General features: G+C 61.6%; 20 protein-coding genes. 14 read left to right on the top strand and 6 right to left on the bottom strand.

What is annotated here, in order from left to right:
• Window positions 1–35: 35 nt before the first annotated feature.
• The 3 genes from CAF63_RS06945 to CAF63_RS06935 all read right to left on the bottom strand — a co-directional run bounded on the left by CAF63_RS06945 (window position 36) and on the right by CAF63_RS06935 (window position 1,705).
• Window positions 36–263, bottom strand: coding sequence for a type II toxin-antitoxin system RelE/ParE family toxin (locus tag CAF63_RS06945; protein WP_256574495.1), 228 nt, complete (start codon window positions 261–263; stop codon window positions 36–38).
• A 46-nt stretch (window positions 264–309) separates the two neighbouring features.
• Complete coding sequence (locus tag CAF63_RS06940; RefSeq protein ID WP_085683940.1) at window positions 310–504, bottom strand: stability determinant; 195 nt, start codon at window positions 502–504, stop codon at window positions 310–312.
• Window positions 505–757: 253 nt separating this feature from the next.
• Window positions 758–1,705, bottom strand: coding sequence for a transporter (locus tag CAF63_RS06935; protein WP_085683939.1), 948 nt, complete (start codon window positions 1,703–1,705; stop codon window positions 758–760).
• 211 nt (window positions 1,706–1,916) lie between these two features.
• Here CAF63_RS06935 and CAF63_RS06930 point away from each other — a divergent pair, with 211 nt between their 5' ends.
• The 11 genes from CAF63_RS06930 (at window position 1,917) to CAF63_RS06880 (ending at window position 12,471) form a co-directional block, all read left to right on the top strand.
• Window positions 1,917–2,951, top strand: a complete 1,035-nt coding sequence (locus CAF63_RS06930; RefSeq protein WP_085683938.1) for an AraC family transcriptional regulator — start codon at window positions 1,917–1,919, stop codon at window positions 2,949–2,951.
• Between the two features lie 56 nt (window positions 2,952–3,007).
• Entirely contained in the window at window positions 3,008–3,895 is an 888-nt protein-coding gene (locus tag CAF63_RS06925; RefSeq protein ID WP_085683937.1) for a Dyp-type peroxidase, read from the top strand.
• 9 nt (window positions 3,896–3,904) lie between these two features.
• A complete protein-coding gene (locus tag CAF63_RS06920; protein WP_085683936.1) occupies window positions 3,905–4,873 on the top strand; it encodes a Gfo/Idh/MocA family protein in 969 nt (322 codons plus the stop codon).
• Between the two features lie 206 nt (window positions 4,874–5,079).
• Window positions 5,080–5,826 carry a GntR family transcriptional regulator gene (locus CAF63_RS06915; protein ID WP_085683935.1) on the top strand — a complete coding sequence of 249 codons (747 nt, stop codon included), beginning with the start codon at window positions 5,080–5,082 and terminating at the stop codon, window positions 5,824–5,826.
• A 2-nt stretch (window positions 5,827–5,828) separates the two neighbouring features.
• The gene (locus CAF63_RS06910) at window positions 5,829–7,559 is read left to right on the top strand and encodes a fumarate reductase/succinate dehydrogenase flavoprotein subunit (protein ID WP_085683934.1); all 1,731 of its coding nucleotides are present in this window, start codon (window positions 5,829–5,831) and stop codon (window positions 7,557–7,559) included.
• A 25-nt stretch (window positions 7,560–7,584) separates the two neighbouring features.
• Entirely contained in the window at window positions 7,585–7,830 is a 246-nt protein-coding gene (locus tag CAF63_RS06905; protein ID WP_007959413.1) for a ferredoxin family protein, read from the top strand.
• A gap of 237 nt (window positions 7,831–8,067) precedes the next feature.
• Window positions 8,068–9,471 (top strand): ABC transporter substrate-binding protein, encoded by a 1,404-nt coding sequence (locus CAF63_RS06900; protein ID WP_085683933.1) that lies wholly within the window; start codon window positions 8,068–8,070, stop codon window positions 9,469–9,471.
• 135 nt (window positions 9,472–9,606) lie between these two features.
• Window positions 9,607–10,389, top strand: a complete 783-nt coding sequence (locus CAF63_RS06895; protein ID WP_085683932.1) for an ABC transporter permease — start codon at window positions 9,607–9,609, stop codon at window positions 10,387–10,389.
• Window positions 10,389–11,237, top strand: a complete 849-nt coding sequence (locus tag CAF63_RS06890) for an ABC transporter ATP-binding protein (RefSeq protein ID WP_085683931.1) — start codon at window positions 10,389–10,391, stop codon at window positions 11,235–11,237. Before CAF63_RS06895 ends, CAF63_RS06890 begins: the two co-directional genes overlap by 1 nt.
• Complete coding sequence (locus tag CAF63_RS06885) at window positions 11,234–12,196, top strand: HEAT repeat domain-containing protein (protein ID WP_085683930.1); 963 nt, start codon at window positions 11,234–11,236, stop codon at window positions 12,194–12,196. Before CAF63_RS06890 ends, CAF63_RS06885 begins: the two co-directional genes overlap by 4 nt.
• Window positions 12,193–12,471 carry a DUF971 domain-containing protein gene (locus CAF63_RS06880; RefSeq protein ID WP_085683929.1) on the top strand — a complete coding sequence of 93 codons (279 nt, stop codon included), beginning with the start codon at window positions 12,193–12,195 and terminating at the stop codon, window positions 12,469–12,471. Before CAF63_RS06885 ends, CAF63_RS06880 begins: the two co-directional genes overlap by 4 nt.
• Before the next feature lie 125 nt (window positions 12,472–12,596).
• On the opposite strand, the gene CAF63_RS06875 is transcribed toward CAF63_RS06880, so the two are convergent.
• From CAF63_RS06875 to CAF63_RS06865, 3 genes are all read right to left on the bottom strand, one after another.
• Complete coding sequence (locus tag CAF63_RS06875; protein ID WP_085683928.1) at window positions 12,597–14,255, bottom strand: phosphoethanolamine transferase; 1,659 nt, start codon at window positions 14,253–14,255, stop codon at window positions 12,597–12,599.
• Window positions 14,256–14,416: 161 nt separating this feature from the next.
• Window positions 14,417–15,154 (bottom strand): TorF family putative porin, encoded by a 738-nt coding sequence (locus tag CAF63_RS06870; RefSeq protein WP_085683927.1) that lies wholly within the window; start codon window positions 15,152–15,154, stop codon window positions 14,417–14,419.
• Between the two features lie 151 nt (window positions 15,155–15,305).
• Complete coding sequence (locus CAF63_RS06865) at window positions 15,306–17,060, bottom strand: amidohydrolase (RefSeq protein WP_085683926.1); 1,755 nt, start codon at window positions 17,058–17,060, stop codon at window positions 15,306–15,308.
• A gap of 103 nt (window positions 17,061–17,163) precedes the next feature.
• Between CAF63_RS06865 and CAF63_RS06860 the strand changes: the two genes are divergently transcribed.
• The 3 genes from CAF63_RS06860 to imuA all read left to right on the top strand — a co-directional run bounded on the left by CAF63_RS06860 (window position 17,164) and on the right by imuA (window position 19,519).
• Entirely contained in the window at window positions 17,164–18,081 is a 918-nt protein-coding gene (locus CAF63_RS06860; protein ID WP_085683925.1) for a LysR family transcriptional regulator, read from the top strand.
• A 203-nt stretch (window positions 18,082–18,284) separates the two neighbouring features.
• Window positions 18,285–18,902, top strand: a complete 618-nt coding sequence (gene lexA / locus CAF63_RS06855) for a transcriptional repressor LexA (protein ID WP_085683924.1) — start codon at window positions 18,285–18,287, stop codon at window positions 18,900–18,902.
• Entirely contained in the window at window positions 18,902–19,519 is a 618-nt protein-coding gene (gene imuA, locus CAF63_RS06850; RefSeq protein WP_085683923.1) for a translesion DNA synthesis-associated protein ImuA, read from the top strand. Before lexA ends, imuA begins: the two co-directional genes overlap by 1 nt.
• The last annotated feature ends 6 nt before the right edge of the window (window positions 19,520–19,525 follow it).

Genomic DNA, 19,525 nt, shown 5'->3' with positions numbered 1-19,525 from the left:
AGTACGCTTCGGGCGGCCGTTTGGCCGCCCTTTTTTTATGGTGATGAGGTTCGTGGGTATTGTCGTCGGGTGTGGACTAACGTCAGTATTTTGATGCGCCCGTTCACTCGATAGACCAGCAGATAGTTTGGATTGACCACCATTTCCCGAGTGCCTGGCGCTCGACCGGATCGGTAACCGTAGGGAATTGATGAAAGCCTTTGCGTTGCTACACCCACCTTGTGCTGCAGAGCCGTTGAAGCGTTTGAGTTGTATTGTTCAATGTAATCGATAATGTCAGCCAGATCGTCCAGAGCTTGATCGCTCCATTCAAGCGGCAGCGCGTCGATTCTTGCGTCTCTCTTCTAATAGCTGATCGAGCCGCACCATGGCTTCCTTGTGGGGAATGCCCGGGCGAGGGTCATCCAGTACAGCCTGCACCTTAGCGCGAAACCAGCGATCGTAGCTCTCGGCCTCTTCTTCGGATTCGAAGTCAGAGTAATACGGGGAAAGTAATAAGCTCATAGTGATCTCCGTGATCAATCTCGGCAGTTTAAGGGGGAATGGCCCATTGTCGTCACTGGCAGACGATGAACCCCATCAGCTCTCGAAGAACTATGGGATAACGAAGCCCAGTATCTGCAAGCCCCCCCGTTAAATCTGCCGGACGTTTCCCTCCGTTGTCCGGCAATCTCGACCGCCGCTGTAGGCCTATTCCCACCCTCTGTTTTTCAGGTTCTCAGCCTACAAATCCGCGCACGCTTTCCTACAAATGCACTCAGAACGCATACGGAATACTCACCTTCGCCCACAGCATTTCCCCCTCGGGCCGGTTCTCCACGTCGAATTCCTTGGCCCAGCGAATCTCGGCGCTGGCGTACTTGAGGAAGGTGAAGTGCAGCGCCGGGCCGATGGCGAAGACCTTGCCGCGCACCCCGTCGTTCACGTCCTCGCCGGCGAACTGCACGGTGTGGCCGAACTGTTTGTCGTCGGTGGTCTGCTTGAGGTAGTAGCCGTTGATGCCGAGCATCAGGTCGTCGGTGATCTTGTAGCTGGCCGAGTAATCGAAGTGGAAGATCTGCCCGGACTTGTAGTCGGTGTCCTTGTTCTTCTCGTTGAAGCTGTAGGTGGTCTTCATCGAGACTTCGGTCTTGTCCGTCGGCAGCCAGGTGAAGGAGAACAATGGCTTGTAGGTGTAGAAGTTGTTGCTGGTGTTGGCCAGCCGGTCGACGCTGTACTCGCCGGTGGGCACGGTGATTTCCACGGCGGCGCCGAGAGTCAGGTTCTTGCCCATGTCCCACAGGATGATTGGCGCGATGGTGGTATCGCCCATGCCTTCGCGAGTGTCGCTCAGGCCGAACACCGACACTTCCTGCTTGAGCCAGGGCTGGGCGATGTAACCGGCCAGGCGCCCGCCGAAGATCCGCACCGGGCTCAGGTAGTCGAGACGCGGGATGACGGCGGTGGATTCGATTTCGACATTCGGCACCTTGCCGCCGAACGAGCTGATGTTGAGCTTCCGCGCCTTGTAGTGGTTGTAGTAGAGGTTGAAGGCGACCATGTTCTCCGGAAGGCTGTCGACTTCCATCGGCAGCATGAAGAAGCCGTCGGTGCCGGGGCCGATGTTGTCGACGCCGGCTTCGGTGGCCAGCGCCGGCAGGGTCGCGGCGCAGCCGAGCAGGCTCAGCGCCAGTCGCACAGGGAATGTCGCGCGGTTCGGGGTCATGTCCGTCCTCATCATTATTGTGTTTGGGCGCAACGCCGGCACGCAGGGCGCCCGGCCACTATAGAAATAAGCCCTTGGCGCACGACAGGGCAGGGTATTGGCGGACACGTAAGGGGGCTTCTGCGGACAGCCCGCCAACCCTGTGCTAACTTCCTTCGACATAACCGGTTACAAAAATAACAATTCAGCGTGATCCGGAATGTCAGCCTCCATGAACGTAAAAATCCAAGACCCGACCTTCGAACTGGCGCTGGTATCGCCATTTCTCCTGCAAACCCTGGCCGAAGTCGTCGCCGGCAAGGGCATTGAACCGCAGAGCCTGTGCCGTGGCCTGGGTTTTGATTTCGAAGACTTGCAGGATCCGGCGCAGCGGATTTCCTATCGCCAGGCCGTAGCGATGATCCAGCGTGCGCTTAAAGCGTTGCCCAATCAGGGGCTGGGTCTGTGGGTCGGTGCGCAAAACGTGCTCGGCACGTTGGGGCTGCTCGGGCATGTGCTGTCGCTGTGCAAGACCTTGCGCGACGCGTTCGAAATCGGGGTCCGGCATCAGCACACGTCCGGCGGGATCGTGGTTTCCAGTGTCGATGTGGTGGGCGATCAGGTGTACGTCGACGTCGAATGCCGGCTGCCATTCGCCGAAGTGCAGGTTTTTGCCGTTGAAGAGTTTTTCGCCAGCCTGCTGGTCTACGGCCGGGCGCTGGTGGGCGAGACGTTCAAGCCGATTGCGGTGGAGTTCATGCACGCCGCGCCGGATTACGTTGATGAATACCGGCGGCTGCTGGGGCCTGAGGTGCGCTTCGGGTGCCTGCACAACCGCATGCTGATCGACGTGCAATGGCTGGATGTGAACCTGCCCAACCATCATTCGCTGGCGCTGCGTCAGGCGGTCAAGTTGCTGGAACTGGAAGCAGCACAGGTTCACCAGAAACTCGATCTGATTCAGGCCGTGGAGCGGGCGATTGCCCGGGACCTGAGCCGGGGCAGCCACATCGAAAAGATTGCTGGTGACTTGAACATGAGCAGCCGGACTTTGCGTCGGCGGTTGACTGAACATTCGCTGACGTTTGAGGCGCTGCTGGAGCAGGTGCGGCAGGCGCGAACCATGAGTTTGCTGGCCAATCCTGAGATGCCGATCGAGCGGATTACCGAGGAAGTCGGTTACAGCGACGTGCGCAGTTTTCGCCGGGCGTTCAAGCGCTGGACCGGCAAGAGCCCGAGTGCGTGGCGCAGCGAGTGCGTCATCTGATCCCACACAAATCCTCCGGCTACAGTTAAACTCCGCGCTCTTTCCAAGGAGTCGACATGAGTTACTACCAGCCGGGCATCCTCGCCACCCCAGTTCCGCCGCAAGCACGTCACCTGTTTTTCGCCCTCGAATCGGTTGAAGCGCTGCCGCAGGCGATCGACAACCTGCTGAACCTGGTGGACGGCAAGTCGGCGGTAGTCGGTTTCGGTGAATCCCTGGCCAAGGCCCTGAATGTGAACATCGACGGCCTGCGCAGCTTCCCGGCGCTGACCGGTGTCGGCGTGGAAAACCCGTCGACCCAGCACGCCCTGTGGGTCTGGCTGCACGGCGTCGACCGTGGCGAGCTGCTCAACCGCAGCACCGCACTTGAGGCCGCGCTGGCCCCGGCGCTGCGTCTGGTGCAGATGCAGGAAGCCTTCCGCCACAAGGACGGCCATGACCTCACCGGTTATGAAGACGGCACTGAAAACCCGCATGACGAAGCCGCTATCGCCGCCGCACTGCAAAGTGAAGGCGCGGACGGTCTGGTCGGTTGCAGCTTCGCCGCGATCCAGCAATGGCAGCACGACCTCAAGGGTTTCCATGCGCTGTCCGCCGAAGACAAGGACAACATCATGGGTCGTCGCCTGAGCGACAACGAAGAGATCGACGACGCCCCGGTGTCCGCCCACGTCAAGCGCACCGCCCAGGAAAGCTTCGCCCCGGAAGCGTTCGTCGTGCGTCGTTCGATGCCGTGGATCGAAGGCGATCGCGCCGGCCTGATGTTCCTCGCGTTCGGTTTCTCCCTCGATGCCTTCGAAGCGCAACTGCGCCGCATGAGCGGTCTGGAAGACGGCATCACCGACGGTCTGTACCGCATCAGCCGGCCGATCACCGGCGGCTACTACTGGTGCCCGCCGCTGCAAAACGGGCACCTCGATCTGCGCGCACTGCGCATCGGCTGAGGCACAAGAATGAACGTGGTGCGCTGGGGCATGATCGGTTGCGGCAGCGTCGCTGAACGCAAGAGCGGGCCGGCCTTCTACAAGGCGCCCGGCTCGGCGTTGGTGGCGGTGATGGGCCGACGCCTCGAAGCGGTGACCGATTACGCCGCGCGCCACCGCATCGCCCGGACGTACACCGACGTCGATGCCTTGATCAACGACCCCGAGGTGGACGCGGTGTACATCGCCACGCCACCCGACAGTCACCACGCCTACAGCCTGAAAGTCGCCGCCGCCGGCAAGCATTGCTGCGTGGAAAAACCCATGGCCCTCAACGCCGGGCAAAGCCGCGAGATGCAGCAAGTGTTTGCCGATGCCGGTTTGCACTTGTTCGTCTCCTATTACCGGCGTTCGCTGCCGCGCTTCCAGCAGGTTCGGCAATGGCTGGAGCAGGGGCGCATCGGCGAAGTGCGGCATTTGAGCTGGACGCTGACCAAGGCGCCATCGCCCAAGGATCTGGACGGCAGCGCCAACTGGCGCACCGATCCGGCGGTGGCCGGTGGCGGGTATTTCGCGGATCTGGCCAGCCATGGGTTTGATCTGTTCCAGTACCTGCTCGGCGACATCGTTGAAGTCGCCGGCTTCACCGCGCGTCAGGCCGGGTTGTATGCGGCGGAGGATGCGGTCAGCGCCAGTTGGCGATTCGCCTCGGGCGCGTTGGGCATGGGCTGCTGGAGTTTTGTCGCGGACCGGCGTGAGGATCGGGTCGAGATCATCGGCAGCCAAGGGCGGATCGGGTTTTCGGTGTTCGACGAGCATCCGGTCGAGCTGCACGCCGATGAGGGTATCAGCCTGGAAATCCCCCATCACGAGCATATCCAGTGGCATCACGTGTTGGGCATGAACGCGCAGATTCGCGGTGAGTCCAGGCACCCGGCAATCGCCGCCGAAGCCCTGAAGACCGATTGGGTCATGGATCAGATCCTCAAACGAACCTGACCAAAATCCCCTGTGGGAGCGAGCTTGCTCGCGATAGCGTCCTGTCAGTCAATAACTTTGGTGACTGATACACCTCTATCGCGAGCAAGCTCGCTCCCACAGGGGATGGTGTTGCGCATCTAACCTTATGCTCATTCGGTATTTCTCAAGCTTGTCATAACGTCTCTAAGATCACGTCATAACTCGTTATAACAAGTGATCCCGTGATGACCGATAACGTTCTTTCCCTTGGCAGCGTTCCTCTGCACACCCAACTGCGCGACGTGCTGCGCGCCAGGATTCTCGACGGCGAATACCCGCAAGACAGCCAGATGCCATCCGAAAGTGAGCTCGGCACGCTGTTCAAGGTCAGCCGCATCACCGTGCGCCAGGCCTTGGGCGATCTGCAGAAAGAAGGGCTGATCTTCAAGATCCACGGCAAAGGCACCTTCGTCGCCAAACCCAAGACCTTTCAAAACGTCAGCACACTGCAAGGCCTCGCTGAGTCGATGACCGGCCGTGGCTACGAGGTAATCAACCGCCTGCGCAGCTTCAAATTCATCGCCGCCGACAAACTGGTCGCCGAGCGTTTGCAGATTGCCGAAGGCGAAATCGTCGCGCAGATCAAACGCGTACGGCTGATCAACCGTGAGCCGATTTCGCTGGAAATCACCTACCTGCCCAAAGCCGTCGGCGAACGATTGGAGAAGGCTGATCTGGTGACCCGCGACATCTTCCTGATCCTCGAAAACGACTGCGGCATCGCCCTCGGCCACGCCGATCTGGCCATCGACGCGGTGCTGGCCGACAGCGACCTGACCCAGGCGCTGAACGTCGAAGCTGGCTCGCCGATCATGCGCATCGAACGTCTGACCCATGACGCCAACGGCCAGCCGCTGGACTTCGAACACCTTTACTACCGTGGCGATGCGTTCCAGTACCGCCTGCGGATCGACCGGCAAAAAGGGGCCTGAACATGACCCGCAATACTCTCGAACAGGAATACGACATCGTCGTGATCGGCGGCGGCACCGCTGGCCCGATGGCCGCAATCAAAGCCAAGGAAAAGAACAAAGAGCTGCGCGTGCTGCTGGTCGACAAGGCCAACGTCAAACGCAGCGGCGCGATCAGCATGGGCATGGACGGCCTGAACAACGCGATCATTCCCGGCCATTCGACGCCGGAGCAGTACACCAAGGAAATCACCATCGCCAACGACGGCATCGTTAATCAGGCGGCGGTCTATGCCTACGCGACGCACAGTTTCGAAACCATCGAGCAGCTCGACCGCTGGGGCGTGAAGTTCGAGAAGGACGAAACCGGCGATTACGCGGTGAAGAAAGTCCACCACATGGGCGCCTACGTGCTGCCGATGCCGGAAGGGCACGACATCAAGAAAGTCCTGTATCGCCAGTTGAAGCGCGCACGGGTGAGCATCACCAACCGACTGGTCTGCACGCGTTTGCTGACCGACGAGGAGGGCGCCGTCAACGGTGTGATGGGGTTCGACTGCCGCACCGCCGACTTCCATGTGATCAAGGCCAAGGCAGTGATTCTTGCTTGCGGCGCGGCCGGGCGACTGGGTCTGCCGTCCTCGGGTTACCTGATGGGCACCTACGAAAACCCGACCAACGCCGGCGACGGTTACGCCATGGCGTATCACGCCGGGGCCGAACTGGCGAACCTCGAGTGCTTCCAGATCAACCCGCTGATCAAGGATTACAACGGCCCGGCCTGCGCCTACGTCACCGGCCCGCTCGGTGGCTACACCGCCAACAACAAGGGCGAACGCTTCATCGAGTGCGACTACTGGAGCGGGCAGATGATGTGGGAGTTCCACCAGGAACTGGAAAGCGGTAACGGCCCGGTGTTCCTCAAACTCGATCACCTGGCCGAGGAAACCATCCAGAACATCGAGGAAATCCTGCACAGCAACGAACGCCCGAGTCGCGGCCAGTTCCACGCCAATCGCGGCACCGATTACCGCACGCAAATGGTCGAGATGCACATCTCGGAAATCGGCTTTTGCAGCGGCCATTCGGCGTCCGGCGTATGGGTCAACGAGCGTGCCGAAACGTCGGTGAAAGGTTTGTACTCGGCCGGCGACATGGCTGCCGTGCCGCACAACTACATGCTCGGCGCGTTCACCTACGGCTGGTTCGCAGGTAATAACGCGGCGGAATTTGTCGCCGGGCGCGAGTTCTCTGCGCTGGATGCCGAGCAGATCGAGAAGGAAAAGGCCCGGGTCTACGCTCCGCTGGATCGCGAACACGGTCTGCCGCCGGCGCAGGTCGAGTACAAGCTGCGGCGCTTCGTCAACGACTACCTGCAACCGCCGAAAGTGACGAAGAAGATGGAAATCGGCCTGCAACGCTTCAGCGACATCGAACGCGATCTCAACGAAATGAAGGCCAACAACGCCCACGAGCTGATGCGCGCCATGGAAACCAGCGTGATCCGCGACTGCGCCGAAATGGCCGCGCGCGCCTCGCTGTTCCGCGCCGAAAGCCGCTGGGGTCTGTACCACTACCGCGTCGATCACCCGCAACGGGACGACCGCGAGTGGTTCTGCCACTGCCACCTGAAGAAGGGTGAAGACGGGCGCATGACCAGTTTCAAGAAAGCCGTCGAGCCTTACATCATCCCCCTCGATGCCGAGGAAATGCAGGCCTACGACCGCTTGCGGGTCGGCGCTTTCGCCGCTTGATGCATCACTAGAGAGAGTCCGGACCATGGCCTATCAAGCCCAGGAAATCTTCTTCCGCTCCAACGCCCCCGTCACCGTGGACGAGGACAAATGCATCGCCGAAAAGGGCTGCACCGTGTGCGTCGACGTCTGCCCGATGGACTTGCTGGCGATCAACCCGGCCACGCAAAAGGCCTACATGGCGTTCGACGAATGCTGGTACTGCATGCCTTGCGAAAAGGACTGCCCGACTGGTGCCGTCAAAGTCGAAATTCCATATTTACTGCGTTGACCGATAGTCCGCTTTCGCGAGCAAGCTCGCTCCCACAGTGGATAGAAGCCAGCCGCAAATAATGAGTAAACCGACGATCATGTGGGAGCGAGCTTGCTCGCGAAGATGCCCGCACAGACAGTCCCAAAGCCATCCGTAAACCCCGGACGCTGGATTCACCAAACACCCCTCGTTTCCCACCGCGCCCTGATCGCGGCGGAGACGAACATCCTGGAAATGATTCGAGGGGATTCAACCATGTTGCGTGCAGCAATCGCCGGTCTGGTACTGGCATCGTTCACCTTGTCGGCCTCGGCCGAAACCATCCGCATTGCCATCGGCACCCAGGACACCACCATCAACTGCGCCGCCGGCGGTCTGTTGATTCGCGAGCTGGGCCTGCTCGACAAATACCTGCCTCACGACGGCGCCTATAAAGATGCCAAGTACGACGTGCAGTGGAAGAACTTCACCAGCGGCGCACCGCTGACCAATGAAATGGTCGCCAGCAAACTCGACTTCGGCGCCATGGCCGATTTCCCCGGTGCGTTCAACGGTGTGGCATTTGAAACCGCCGGCAAACACAGCCTGTTCATCAGCGTGCTGTCGGGCAGCATCAAGGGCAGCGGCAACGGGATCGTGGTGCCGAGCGCGTCGGGCGTGCAGTCGTTGAGCGAACTCAAGGGCAAGACCATTTCGGTACCGTTCGCGTCCACCGCCCACGGCATGTTGCTGCGCGCCGTGGCAGAGCAGGGCTGGGATCCGCTGAAGGATGTGAACATCATCGCGCAGCCGCCAGAGGTCGCAGGTTCGGCGTTGCAGGCCGGCAAGATCGACGCCCACGCCGACTTCGTACCGTTCGCCGAACTGTTCCCGAGCCGTGGCTTCGCCCGCAAGATCTACGACGGCGCCCAGGCCAATGCGCCGACTTTCCACGGTGCGCTGGTCGATCAGGCCTACGCCAAAAAGTACCCGGAAATTGTCGTCGCTTACCTGCGCGCAAGCATCGAAGCCAACCAACTGCTGGCCGCCGAACCGGAGAAATACAGCGAGCTGATCGCCAAGGTCACCGGCGTCGATGCCGAGGTCAATTACCTGTTCCACGGCCCGCTCGGTGTACAGACCCGTGACCTGAGCTGGAAACCTGAATACCGCCAGGCTGTCGGCACGGCCATCGACACGCTGAAGCTGCTGAAGAAGGCCGATCGCGGGCTCGATCTGAATACCTTTATCGACGATCAGTACATCCGTGCAGCGTTCAAGGCCTCGAATCTGGACTACACCGCGCAACTGGCCAACTACGCGCAGACGCCATTGAAGTCTGTCGATGCGGTGACCGGGAAAGCGATTTCGGACTTCAGTCACGTCGCGGAAATCTGGGTGCGGGGTGAGGACAAGGTTCGGCGGTACGCCTCGGCTGAAGAGGCGTTCACCGCGTTGGCCGGCCTGAAGTCGGAAGGCAAGAACATCCGGGCGGTGTATGCCCAGGCGAGTGACAGCGGGATCAAGTTGCTGGCGGAGCAGGCGTGGTTTGCCAGTGATGCGAAGGGACGCCTCAGTGCGTTTTTGTTGAAGGGGCAGGCGCAGCAATACGCTTCGGCCCAAGGCGGCAAAGTCTTCGACTTCACCGATGCAACCGCGCAGGCCGTGGCCAGTCGTTAACCCGATAACAACTCGGTCAACTGTGGGAGCGAGCTTGCTCGCGAAGGCGTCCGGTCAGCCGGTGCAACTGTGCCTGACCTATCCGAATCGCGAGCAAGCTCGCTCCCACATAGAGTCGGGGTGAGAGGAATTATTGTGTTCAGACCCTATCGACGCTGGATCCCCCGAGCCGCCTCACTGCTGCTCTGCCTGCTCTTCTGGCAACTCGCCGCGAGCCACCACTGGAACCTCGGCCTCGTTACCTTCGCCAACGTCCCGACCCCGCTGGCCGTCATCGAAGCCGCCCTCGGCCTCGGTGACTCCGGCAAGCTCCTCCAGCACCTGACCGCCAGCCTCGGTCGGATCTTCGCCGGCTACCTCGCCGCACTGGTGATCGGTATCGCCCTGGGCCTGGCCATCGGCCGTTCAAAGTGGGCCGAAGACCTGCTGCTGCCACCACTGGAAGTGCTGCGCCCAATCCCCGCCGTCGCCTGGATTCCACTGGCAATCCTGATGTTCCCGTCGTCGGAGCTGTCGATGGTCTTCATCACCTTCACCGGCGCGCTGTTCCCGATCCTGCTCAACACCGTACACGGCGTCGAAGGCGTCGACCCGCGCCTGATTGCCTCAGCCAAAAGCCTCGGGGCCGGGCGCCGGGCGATCCTGCTGGAAGTGATCCTGCCGGGCGCCGCACCGAGCATCATCACGGGACTTGCGATCGGCATGGGCACCTCGTGGTTCTGTCTGGTGACTGCCGAAATGATCTCCGGTCAGTTCGGCATCGGTTACTACACCTGGGAGTCCTACACCATTCAGAACTACGCCGACATCGTGGTCGGCATGTTGCTGATCGGCGTGTTGGGCATGGGCAGCAGCCTGCTGATCAAACGCCTGGGCGGGCTGTTCACGCCCTGGCACCGACCACGAGGAAAAGCCTGATGAGCGTGATGCAAACCCCGGAAGGGCGGATCGACATCCACCAGTTGTCCATTGTCCTTGGCGAAGGCCGGCAAGCGTTCGAAGCGGTGCAGGGGCTGGATTGCCAGGTCGAGCCCGGCCAGTTCGTGTGCATTCTTGGCCCGTCCGGTTGCGGTAAATCGACCTTGCTCGGCGCGCTGGCCGGGCATCTGCAGCCCCATGGCGGGCAGTTGAAAGTCGATGGCGCCGAAGTGTCCGGCCCGTCACCGCAGCGCGGCATGGTGTTCCAGCATCACACCTTGTTCCCGTGGCGCACGGTGCGCGACAACGTTGCCTTCGGCCTGAAGATGCGCGGCATCGGCAAGGCCGAGCGCCATCGCGCCGCCGACGACATCCTCAAACTGGTCGGCCTCGAAGGCTTCGCCGAGCGCTGGCCCGATCAACTTTCCGGCGGCATGCAGCAACGGGTGGAAATTGCCCGGGTGCTGGTCAATCGCCCACGGTTATTGCTGATGGATGAACCCTTTGGCGCACTGGACGCGCTGACCCGCCTGAACATGCAGGAACTGCTGCTGGATATCTGGACGCGGATTCGCACCACCGTGGTGTTCGTCACCCATGACATCGACGAAGCGCTGTTCCTCGCCGATCGCTTGCTGGTGATGAGCGCACGGCCGGGGCGGATCATCGAAGACCTGCGTCTGGATTTCCACCGGCCACGTACCACCGGACTGGTGACCAGCCACGAGTTTTCGCGCCTCAAGCGCCATTGTCTCGACCTGCTGCGCCACGACAACGACCGACCGCTGCCGCGCCTCAATCCGCTCGGTTTGCCTCCTGAAAACGCCTTGCCGAGATTTGCCCTGTGACCTCATTTTTTGCTGTGACCGATAACGACGACATTCTCGCCCTGCAACCGCGCCTGACCGCCGAAGACGCCGGTGTGCGGCGGATTGCCCTGATCGATCTGGCCGACCTCGAAGAGCCGGACGGTCTGCTCTGGCTGGTCGAGCGCCTGGCTGAAGACCCCGCCGAAGAAGTGCGTGCCGAAGCGGCGCGTCTGTTGGAAGCCTGGGAAGACGAACCGGTGGTAGAAGCGCTGTGCCAGGCGCTGACCGATCCGTCGCCGGCGGTGCAAGCCGCAGCGGCGCAGAGCCTGAGCCTGCTCAAGACTGAAGCGGCGGGCAGGGTGATTCTGCCGTGGACCGCCCATGCCGAAACCGGCGTGCGGATTGCCGCGTTCCGGGCCTTGCGCGAGTTGCGTTTCCCCGGCGCTGCGCCGGCCGCGACTCAGGCGCTGAACGATGCCGACGCCAGTGTCCGCCGCGAAGCCGTCGGCGTGCTCGGCTGGCTCAAGCAACTCGACGCATTGCCGGCACTGTCCCGCTTGGCGAGTGATGACCCGGACACCGAAGTGCGCCGCGCCGCCACCGGTGCTTTGGGCCTGGCCAGTGATGCCGAGGTGCTGCCCGCGTTGCGTCAGGCCCTGCAGGATCAGGCCTGGCAAGTGCGCGAAGAAGCCGCGACCACCCTCGGCAAGGTCGGCCACACCGACGCGGGCCCGGCGCTGATCGAAGCCTTGGCCGACGACTATTGGCAAGTGCGCCTGCGTGCGACCCGCAGCCTCGGGCGCCTCAAGTACGTCGCAGCCCTCGACGCCCTGATCGACACCCTCGGTCATCGCATCAGCAACCTGCGCAAGGAAGCCGCGCTGGCCCTCGGCGAATTGAATGATCGCGGGGCAGTGGCGGCGTTGCAGGCCGCGCAGGACGACGGCGATCCGGAGGTGCGCAAAGCCGTGCGGATCGCCTTGAGTCAGCTGCAATGAATCCGCTGTCGGTCGGTAATTCTCAAACTGAACACCGGTTACGGCTGAGCTGGCCGGATGGCCGCGAGCAGTTGCTCGACCATGCCGAACTGCGCCGCCAATGCCCGTGCTCGCAGTGCCGGGCGTTTCGCCTGCGGGGCTCGCCGCCAATGGTTGACCCGCGTGTGCGGGTCATCGAATTGAACGCTCAGGGCTACGGCCTGCAACTGGTGTTCAGTGATGGCCACCAGCGCGGGATTTACCCGTGGCAATACCTGGCGCAGCTCACCTCCTGAATTCGCCACAAAACCAAAAGTGGGAGCCAGCTTGCTGGCGAATAGCGGTGTGACAATCAAGATCGATATTGACTGACAGATTGCTATCGCCAGCAGGCCCACAGTGGCTTGTGATATCTGGTGGGCTATTGCGAGGCCGTCATGGAAGGCCGGCAGCCATGGAAAATATCCAGCCCCGGCTGATACAGCGACGTCCTGACTTCGAACAACCCGAGCACTGAATGGAACAGGTTGTCGTGGCTCAGATCCGGCTGGCCGCTTTTGCCTTGCAGGCAACCACGGTCGATGCCGAGTTGCGAGAGGGTGTTGTTGCCGAACCACATCACCATCGGCACATGGGTCTGCGCTTCCGGCGCCAGCGCATAAGGCGCGGCGTGCAGGTACAGGCCATTTTCTCCAAGCGATTCGCCATGGTCGGACACGTACAGCATCGACGTATCGAGGTGATCCTGATTGCGCTTGAGCAGCTCGATCACCTTGGCCAGGAAATGGTCGGTGTAGAGGATCGTGTTGTCGTAGACGTTGACCAGTTCGTCACGGCTGCAACTGCCTAGCTGGTTGGTGTGGCAGATCGGTTTGAAGTGCTCCATGTCCTTCGGATAGCGCTCGTAGTATTCCGGGCCGTGGCTGCCGTCGGCGTGCAGGACGATGATCGCGTTGCCCTTGAGGCTGTCGATGTAGCCTTGCAGGTCGGCCAGTAGTGCTTCGTCGAGGCAGTTGTTGCCGTCGCAGAACGGCCCCGGCTGGTTCTTCGCGATGTCGCGGTTCGGCACGCGCAGGCAGGTGCCTTTGCAGTCGCTGTTGTTGTCCAGCCACAGCACCTGCACGCCGGCTCGTTGCAGGATGTCCAGCAGGCCTTCGTAGGTTTTGCCTTTCTTGTCGCTGTAGTCCTCGCGCGGGAACATCGAGAACATGCACGGCACCGACACCGCCGTCGAGGTGCCGCAGGAATGCACGTTGGTAAAGTTGAGGATGTCGAGTTTGCTCAGCTCGGGGTTGGTCTCGCGTTCATAACCGTTGAGCGAGAAATGGTCGGCCCGGGCGGTTTCACCGACCACGAACACCATCAGTGATTTCTTCTCGCGACTGGCCGCTTTGGCGCTCATCACCGCGTCCTCGCCGATGGCTTGCACCACGAAATGCTTTTTGATCCCCAGCCGCTGCTTGGTGTATTTGCTGATCGCGTAGATGTAGTTGGTCGGGTTGATGAAGTGGGTGAGCTTGTCTTCCTCGCGAAAGATCGGCGCGTAGGTCGAATAGAACGCGCCCACCGAAGCGCCGATCACCAACACGCAAGCCGCGATCACCAGCACCTTGTTCAGCAAGCCCCGAAAGAACGGCCGATACACCACCGGCCAGCGCCAGATCAGCACGGCCGGCAACACGCCGAGCAACAGCACGTAAGCCAGCAGTTTGCCGCTGAACAGTGCCGTGGCTTCCCCGGGATTGGTTTCGAACACGTTCTGGATCATCACCGTGTCGATGGTGATTCCGTATTCGTTCATGAAATACGCCGCGCAGGACGAGAGCAGGGCCACCAGCGTCAGCGCCGGTTTCAGCGTCCAGCGAAACGACACCAGGGTCAGCAGCAGCGTGATCGCCGCCCAGAGAAACAGCCCGAAGGATGCGAAAAACGCCAGTTTGTGCGCGCCTTGCAGGGTGATCAGCGTTCCCAGCGCCTTCCAGGTCGCCAGGTTGTACAGCGCCACCAGTGCCAGCGAAAACAGCAGGACCAGGCGGGTCGGAGTGATGGACGGTAAACGCAGTCCTTTGCCCAAAGCCATTTCGATACTTTCCTCTACGTCAGTCGAAACCCATGCGGTTACGGGCGTAACTGTAGAAGGGCATTGGTAAAAATTCCGTAAACATCCGGTAACAAAATCACGGTAAGTGCAAAAAAATGTGGGCGCCAGCAGGCCAGCTCCCACGGGAAATTTGCGGCGGGTCAGAAGGACTTGCTGACGCTGGCGACGACTGTCGCCGTGCACACGTCCTTGAAGCCCCAACTGCTCAGGCACTGGCTCTGCGAGAGATCGGTGTCGATGTAGCTCAGACCCAGCACCACGCCGGCCAGGTTGTGGGTCAGTTTGACTTCCCACTCCCGATAGGACTCTTCGCTGTGACCGGACGCCGAATACATATGCGGGTCCTTGAAGTCCATGTTGCCGTAGCGCAGCTTTAGCCCGGAATTCAACGGCAATTCGGTTTCATAGCCGATGTAGCTGTAGAGCGAACTCTGTTTGCTGTCGATGCCCGGCGCGTCACTGGAGTAATACGCCGCGAGTTTCACGCCGTAAGCGCTGAGTATCGAGTACACCTCGCTTTGGTTGAACTGGCTCTCTTTGGGATACGCGTACTTGATGTAGCCCAGATCCAGGCTCACAGCCTCGGTCGCCTGCCACAGCCAGCCGGCGTAGTAATCGACTTCCTGACGGGTTTTCAGGCCGCCGCCGAAATCGACATTCGAACTCCACGCGCCGAGGTACAGGCCGCTGCTGTGGGCCAGGGTCAGACCGGCCTGCACCGCCGAATCGTTCTGTGTCTGGGAGATGCCGCGGGTGCGGTAGTCGCTGGCCAGGGTCAGGTCGACCAGCACCGCGAAATCATCGTTCAGGGGAATCGCGTGGCTGCTCAAAGGCAGCAGGCTCAAAGAAGTGAGGGCGAGCAGGGGCAAGGCTTTCATGTGAAGTCCCGTTGTTGTGGTTGTTATGGGGCAGAAAGAGAAAACTTGTGGGAGCGAGCTTGCTCGCGATAGCGGTGTATCAGTCGACATCATTTTTAATGGTCATACCGCTATCGCGAGCAAGCTCGCTCCCACAGGGGAATAGTTGTTGTCATTGGGCGGCGGTATAGACCTGACGGCCGGCGAACCAGGTTTGCAGCACCTGGGTGTCATGCAGGGCTTTGTCGTCGACGCTGAACACGTCGCGATCGAGCACGATGAAATCGGCCTGTTTGCCGGGGCTCAGCGAGCCGATCTGTTGTTCCAGGCCGATGGTCCGCGCGGCGTTGGCGGTGTAGGCGTAGAACATGGTTTCGCGGTCCAGGCGTTCGTCGGCGTTAAGCACGCCCAACGGCCCGGTGCGGGTGATGGCCTGGGCCATGGCGTTCCACGGGTTTGGCGAAGACACCGGCCAGTCGCTGGCGCCGGCAATCGTCGCGCCCTGTTTGAGCAGCGAATGCGCCGGGTATTGATAGCGGAAAGCGAGGGCGCTGACGTAAGGCTTGATCATGTCGGTGGTGTAGTCGTCGGCGCTGGCCCACAGCAATTGCATCGAGGCAATCACGTTCAGCGGCTTGAAGCGGGCGAATTCCTTGGGATTGACCATTTGCAGGTGGGTGATCGAGTGCGTCACGCCGCTCTGCCGGTCCTTGCGTGCCTGGGCGATGCCGTTCAGTGATTCGCGCACCGCGCGGTCGCCGATGGCGTGGATGTGCACCAGCCAGCCGCGCTGGTCGATGGCGCTGACCAGTTCGCCGAAATGCTGTGGATCGATCAGCAGCTCGCCCTGTTTGTGCGAGTTGCTGTAGGGATCGATCATCGCCGCGCTCTGGGCCGGGTATTCGATCACACCGTCGGCGAAGATTTTTATGCCCGGCAGCGTCAGGTTGGGAATGCCCTGAAATTGCCGGCGAACCTTGTCGAGGGTGTCGAGATCGGCCGGAACGCTTTTCGGATTGGCCACCAGCAGCGCGGCGACGTGGGCGGTCATGCCGCCGCTGTCCGACAGGGCTTTATAAGCTGGCAACACGCCGACGGTTTTCTCGGTGGGCTTGAGCGCGAACACCGGCTCGCCCGGCGCGGCGTTGGCGGCGGGGTCCATCCACGCGGTGATGCCGAGGCTGTTGTTGAAACGCACCGCCGATTGCGCGGCCTTGAGCATATCGGCGGGGCTCGGCACCGGCATTTTCGAGGCGACGCGATCCCAACCGGCGTCGACCACAAAGCCGTTTGGCTCACCGTTGGGCAGTTTGCCGATGGTGTCTTTTTCCGCGTCCGGCAGGGTTTTCAACAGTGCGGTGTCGATGCCCGCCCGTTTGAGCATCACGTTGTTGGCCCATGCGGTGTGGTGATCGCTGCCGGTGAACACCACCGGCACGTCGGCCCATTCGCCGTTATTGAAGATTTTGCCCAGCGCTTCAGCCTTGGCCCAATACGCCGAACTCATGCCGGTCACGCTCAACACATCGCCATGCCGGGCCTTGCCGTCGTCACGCCAGCCGCGCAGGCGTTTTTCCAGTTCATCCAGACCGACCACGTCGTCTTCCATGTTCGCCGAGACCATTTCCAGCCCGCCGAAAATCGCGTGGGAATGGCTGTCGATCAGGCCGGGCATCATGGCCTTGCCTTGAAGGTCGATCACTTGGGTGTCGGGTTCGATCAAAGTTTTGATCTGCGCATCGCTGCCCACTTTCAGCACCTTGCCGTTCTCCACGGCCAGCGCCTGAACCTTCGGTTGAGCGCGGTCGGCGGTGAAAATCTTGCCATTGAGCAGCACCAGATCGGTGGCAGCCATGGCTTCCATCGAGGCAAAACTCACAGCGGCGATCAGCACATTTTTTGTGAAATGCGGTATGAATCTTTTCATTGAACATTTCCTTGTTATTGCGTCTGATGGCCAGATTAGTGGCTGCCAACGCCCGACAGAACGCCTCCCTCACGAAAAACGTTTTTGCCTGAATGGAAAAAGCATGGACAAGCTGGGTGCACTGAAAATGTTCGTCGTCACCGCGCAGCTCGGCAGTTTCAGCCGCGCTGCCGAGCAACTGGGCAAGACCCCGTCGGCCCTGACCAAGGCGGTCAATCATCTGGAATCCGAACTCGGCGCGCGGCTGTTCGAGCGCAGCACGCGGCGGATTCTGCTGACCGAAATCGGCCGGCTCTATCTGGAAACCGCACGCCAGGTGCTGCAACGGCTGGACGAGGCCAGCGAAGAAATCGAGCAGTTGCAGCACGGCCTGCGCGGCAGCCTGAAAATCACTGCGCCGCTGGCTTACGGGCGGGCGTTTCTCGATCAGGTGTGTGACGGCTTTTTGCAGCAATACCCGCAGATCAGCCTGCAAGTGGATTTGTGCGACGAATTTGTCAATCTGCTGGAAAGCGGCTACGACCTGGCGCTGCGCGAAGGGCACGATGACCTACCGGGACTGATTGCGCGGGTGGTCGGCAGCAATCGCCTGGCGCTGTGTGGCAGCCCCGAATACCTGGCGCGCAAGGGCTTGCCGGTGACGCCGCAAACCCTCGATCAGCATGAATGGCTGCTGTACCGGCATCCGTTGCTCAGCCGCGAATTCTGGTGGGCCGAGCGCGACGGCCAGCGTTTGAGCCTGGCGCAACCGGCGACACCGTTGTTGCGCAGTGACAATTACGATTTGCTGCTGGCCAGCGCTTTGGCCGGACGTGGCTTGCTGCACACGCCGCTGTGGAGCGCCGCGCCATATATCGCCGACGGGCGACTGGTGCGGGTCATGGCCGACTACGACATCGATCCGGACAGCTTCGGCCCGCATATCCTGGCGGTGTACCCGAGCCATCGGCGGGCGACGGCCAAGGTTGTGGCGTTTATCGACTACATCGCAGGCTTTCTCGCCGAACGCGGTTTGAGCTGACGGAGAGATCGTTCCCACGTCGAGGCGCCAAACCGTCCGCGTTGATCGTTCCCACGCTCCGCGTGGGAATGCCTCTAGGGACGCTCTGCGTCCAGTGACGCGGAGCGTCACGGGCTTCATTCCTGCACAGAGCGTGGGAACGATCAGTCATAGGGTTTGAGCTGACTGGCGGTGCTTGTCAGGAAAATCCCACAAGAGTACAAATGTACTCCATGACGACTCTGACTCCCCGCCGTACCGCCATCCTGACCTTTATCCGCGAACGCATCGCCGAACACGGTCAGCCCCCGAGCCTCGCTGAAATCAGCGAGGCTTTTGGTTTTGCCTCCCGCAGCGTGGCGCGCAAGCATGTGCTGGCGCTCACCGAAGCCGGGTTCATCGAGGTCAATCCGCATCAGGCCCGGGGCATTCGCCTGCTCGGGCAGCCGGCGCGACCGGAACTGCTCGAAGTCCCGGTGCTCGGCCGGGTCGCTGCCGGTGCCCCCATCGGCGCCGATGCCGACCTGCACAATCGGCTGATGCTCGACCCCGCGCTGTTCTCCCGCACGCCCGACTACATGCTGCGAGTGCAGGGCGACTCGATGATCGAGGACGGGATTCTCGACGGCGATCTGGTCGGCGTGCGGCGCAACCCCGAAGCGCTCAACGGCCAGATCGTGGTGGCGCGACTCGACGGCGAGGTCACCATCAAACGCTTCGAACGGATCGGCGATGAGGTTCGCCTGTTGCCGCGCAACCCGGCGTATCAGCCGATTGTGGTGCGTGACGATCAGGACCTGGCCATCGAAGGCGTGTTCTGCGGTCTGGTGAGGCAAGGCTGATGGGTGCCGTCGTTGCGCTGGATACGCTGTTCAATGGCGGCCAGGTCTGGAAGGGCCGGCCTGCGCCACCCACCGCCAGCCCGCAACCCACCGGGCACGCGGCGCTGGACGCCGCTTTGCCCAGTGGCGGCTGGCCGGAAGCGGCGTTGAGCGAAATCCTGCTGGCCGGGCCCGGTGTCGGCGAATTGCAACTGGTGTGGCCGACGTTGGCGCGGCTGTCGGCGGCGGGCGAGCGCATCGTGCTGGTGGCGCCGCCGTTTGTGCCATACCCGCAGGCCTGGGCCAATGCCGGGGTCGATTTGCGTCAGTTGTCGGTGATCCAGGCCAGCGAGCGCGATGCCTTGTGGGCAGCAGAACAATGCCTGCGCTCGGGCAGTTGCGGCGCGGTGCTGTGCTGGCCGCACAAGGTCGATGACCGCGCCTTGCGCCGTTTGCAGGTGGCGGCGGAAACCGGCCAGACCCTGGCGTTCGCGTGGCGCCCGTTGAGCGAAGCGGTCAACCCGTCGCCGGCCGCGCTGCGCATTGCCATCGATGCGCGCCCGGCGCAGTTGCGCGTGCTCAAGTGCCGGGGTGGTCTGGCGCGCAGCGCACCGATCGCCTTCGCCGTGGGGCATTGAGGTCGC

This window comes from Pseudomonas sp. B20(2017), from assembly GCF_002113125.1.
Classification (GTDB): domain Bacteria; phylum Pseudomonadota; class Gammaproteobacteria; order Pseudomonadales; family Pseudomonadaceae; genus Aquipseudomonas.
The sequence above is the reverse complement of the archived record's forward strand: the minus strand, read 5'-3'. Positions and strand labels throughout refer to the sequence as shown.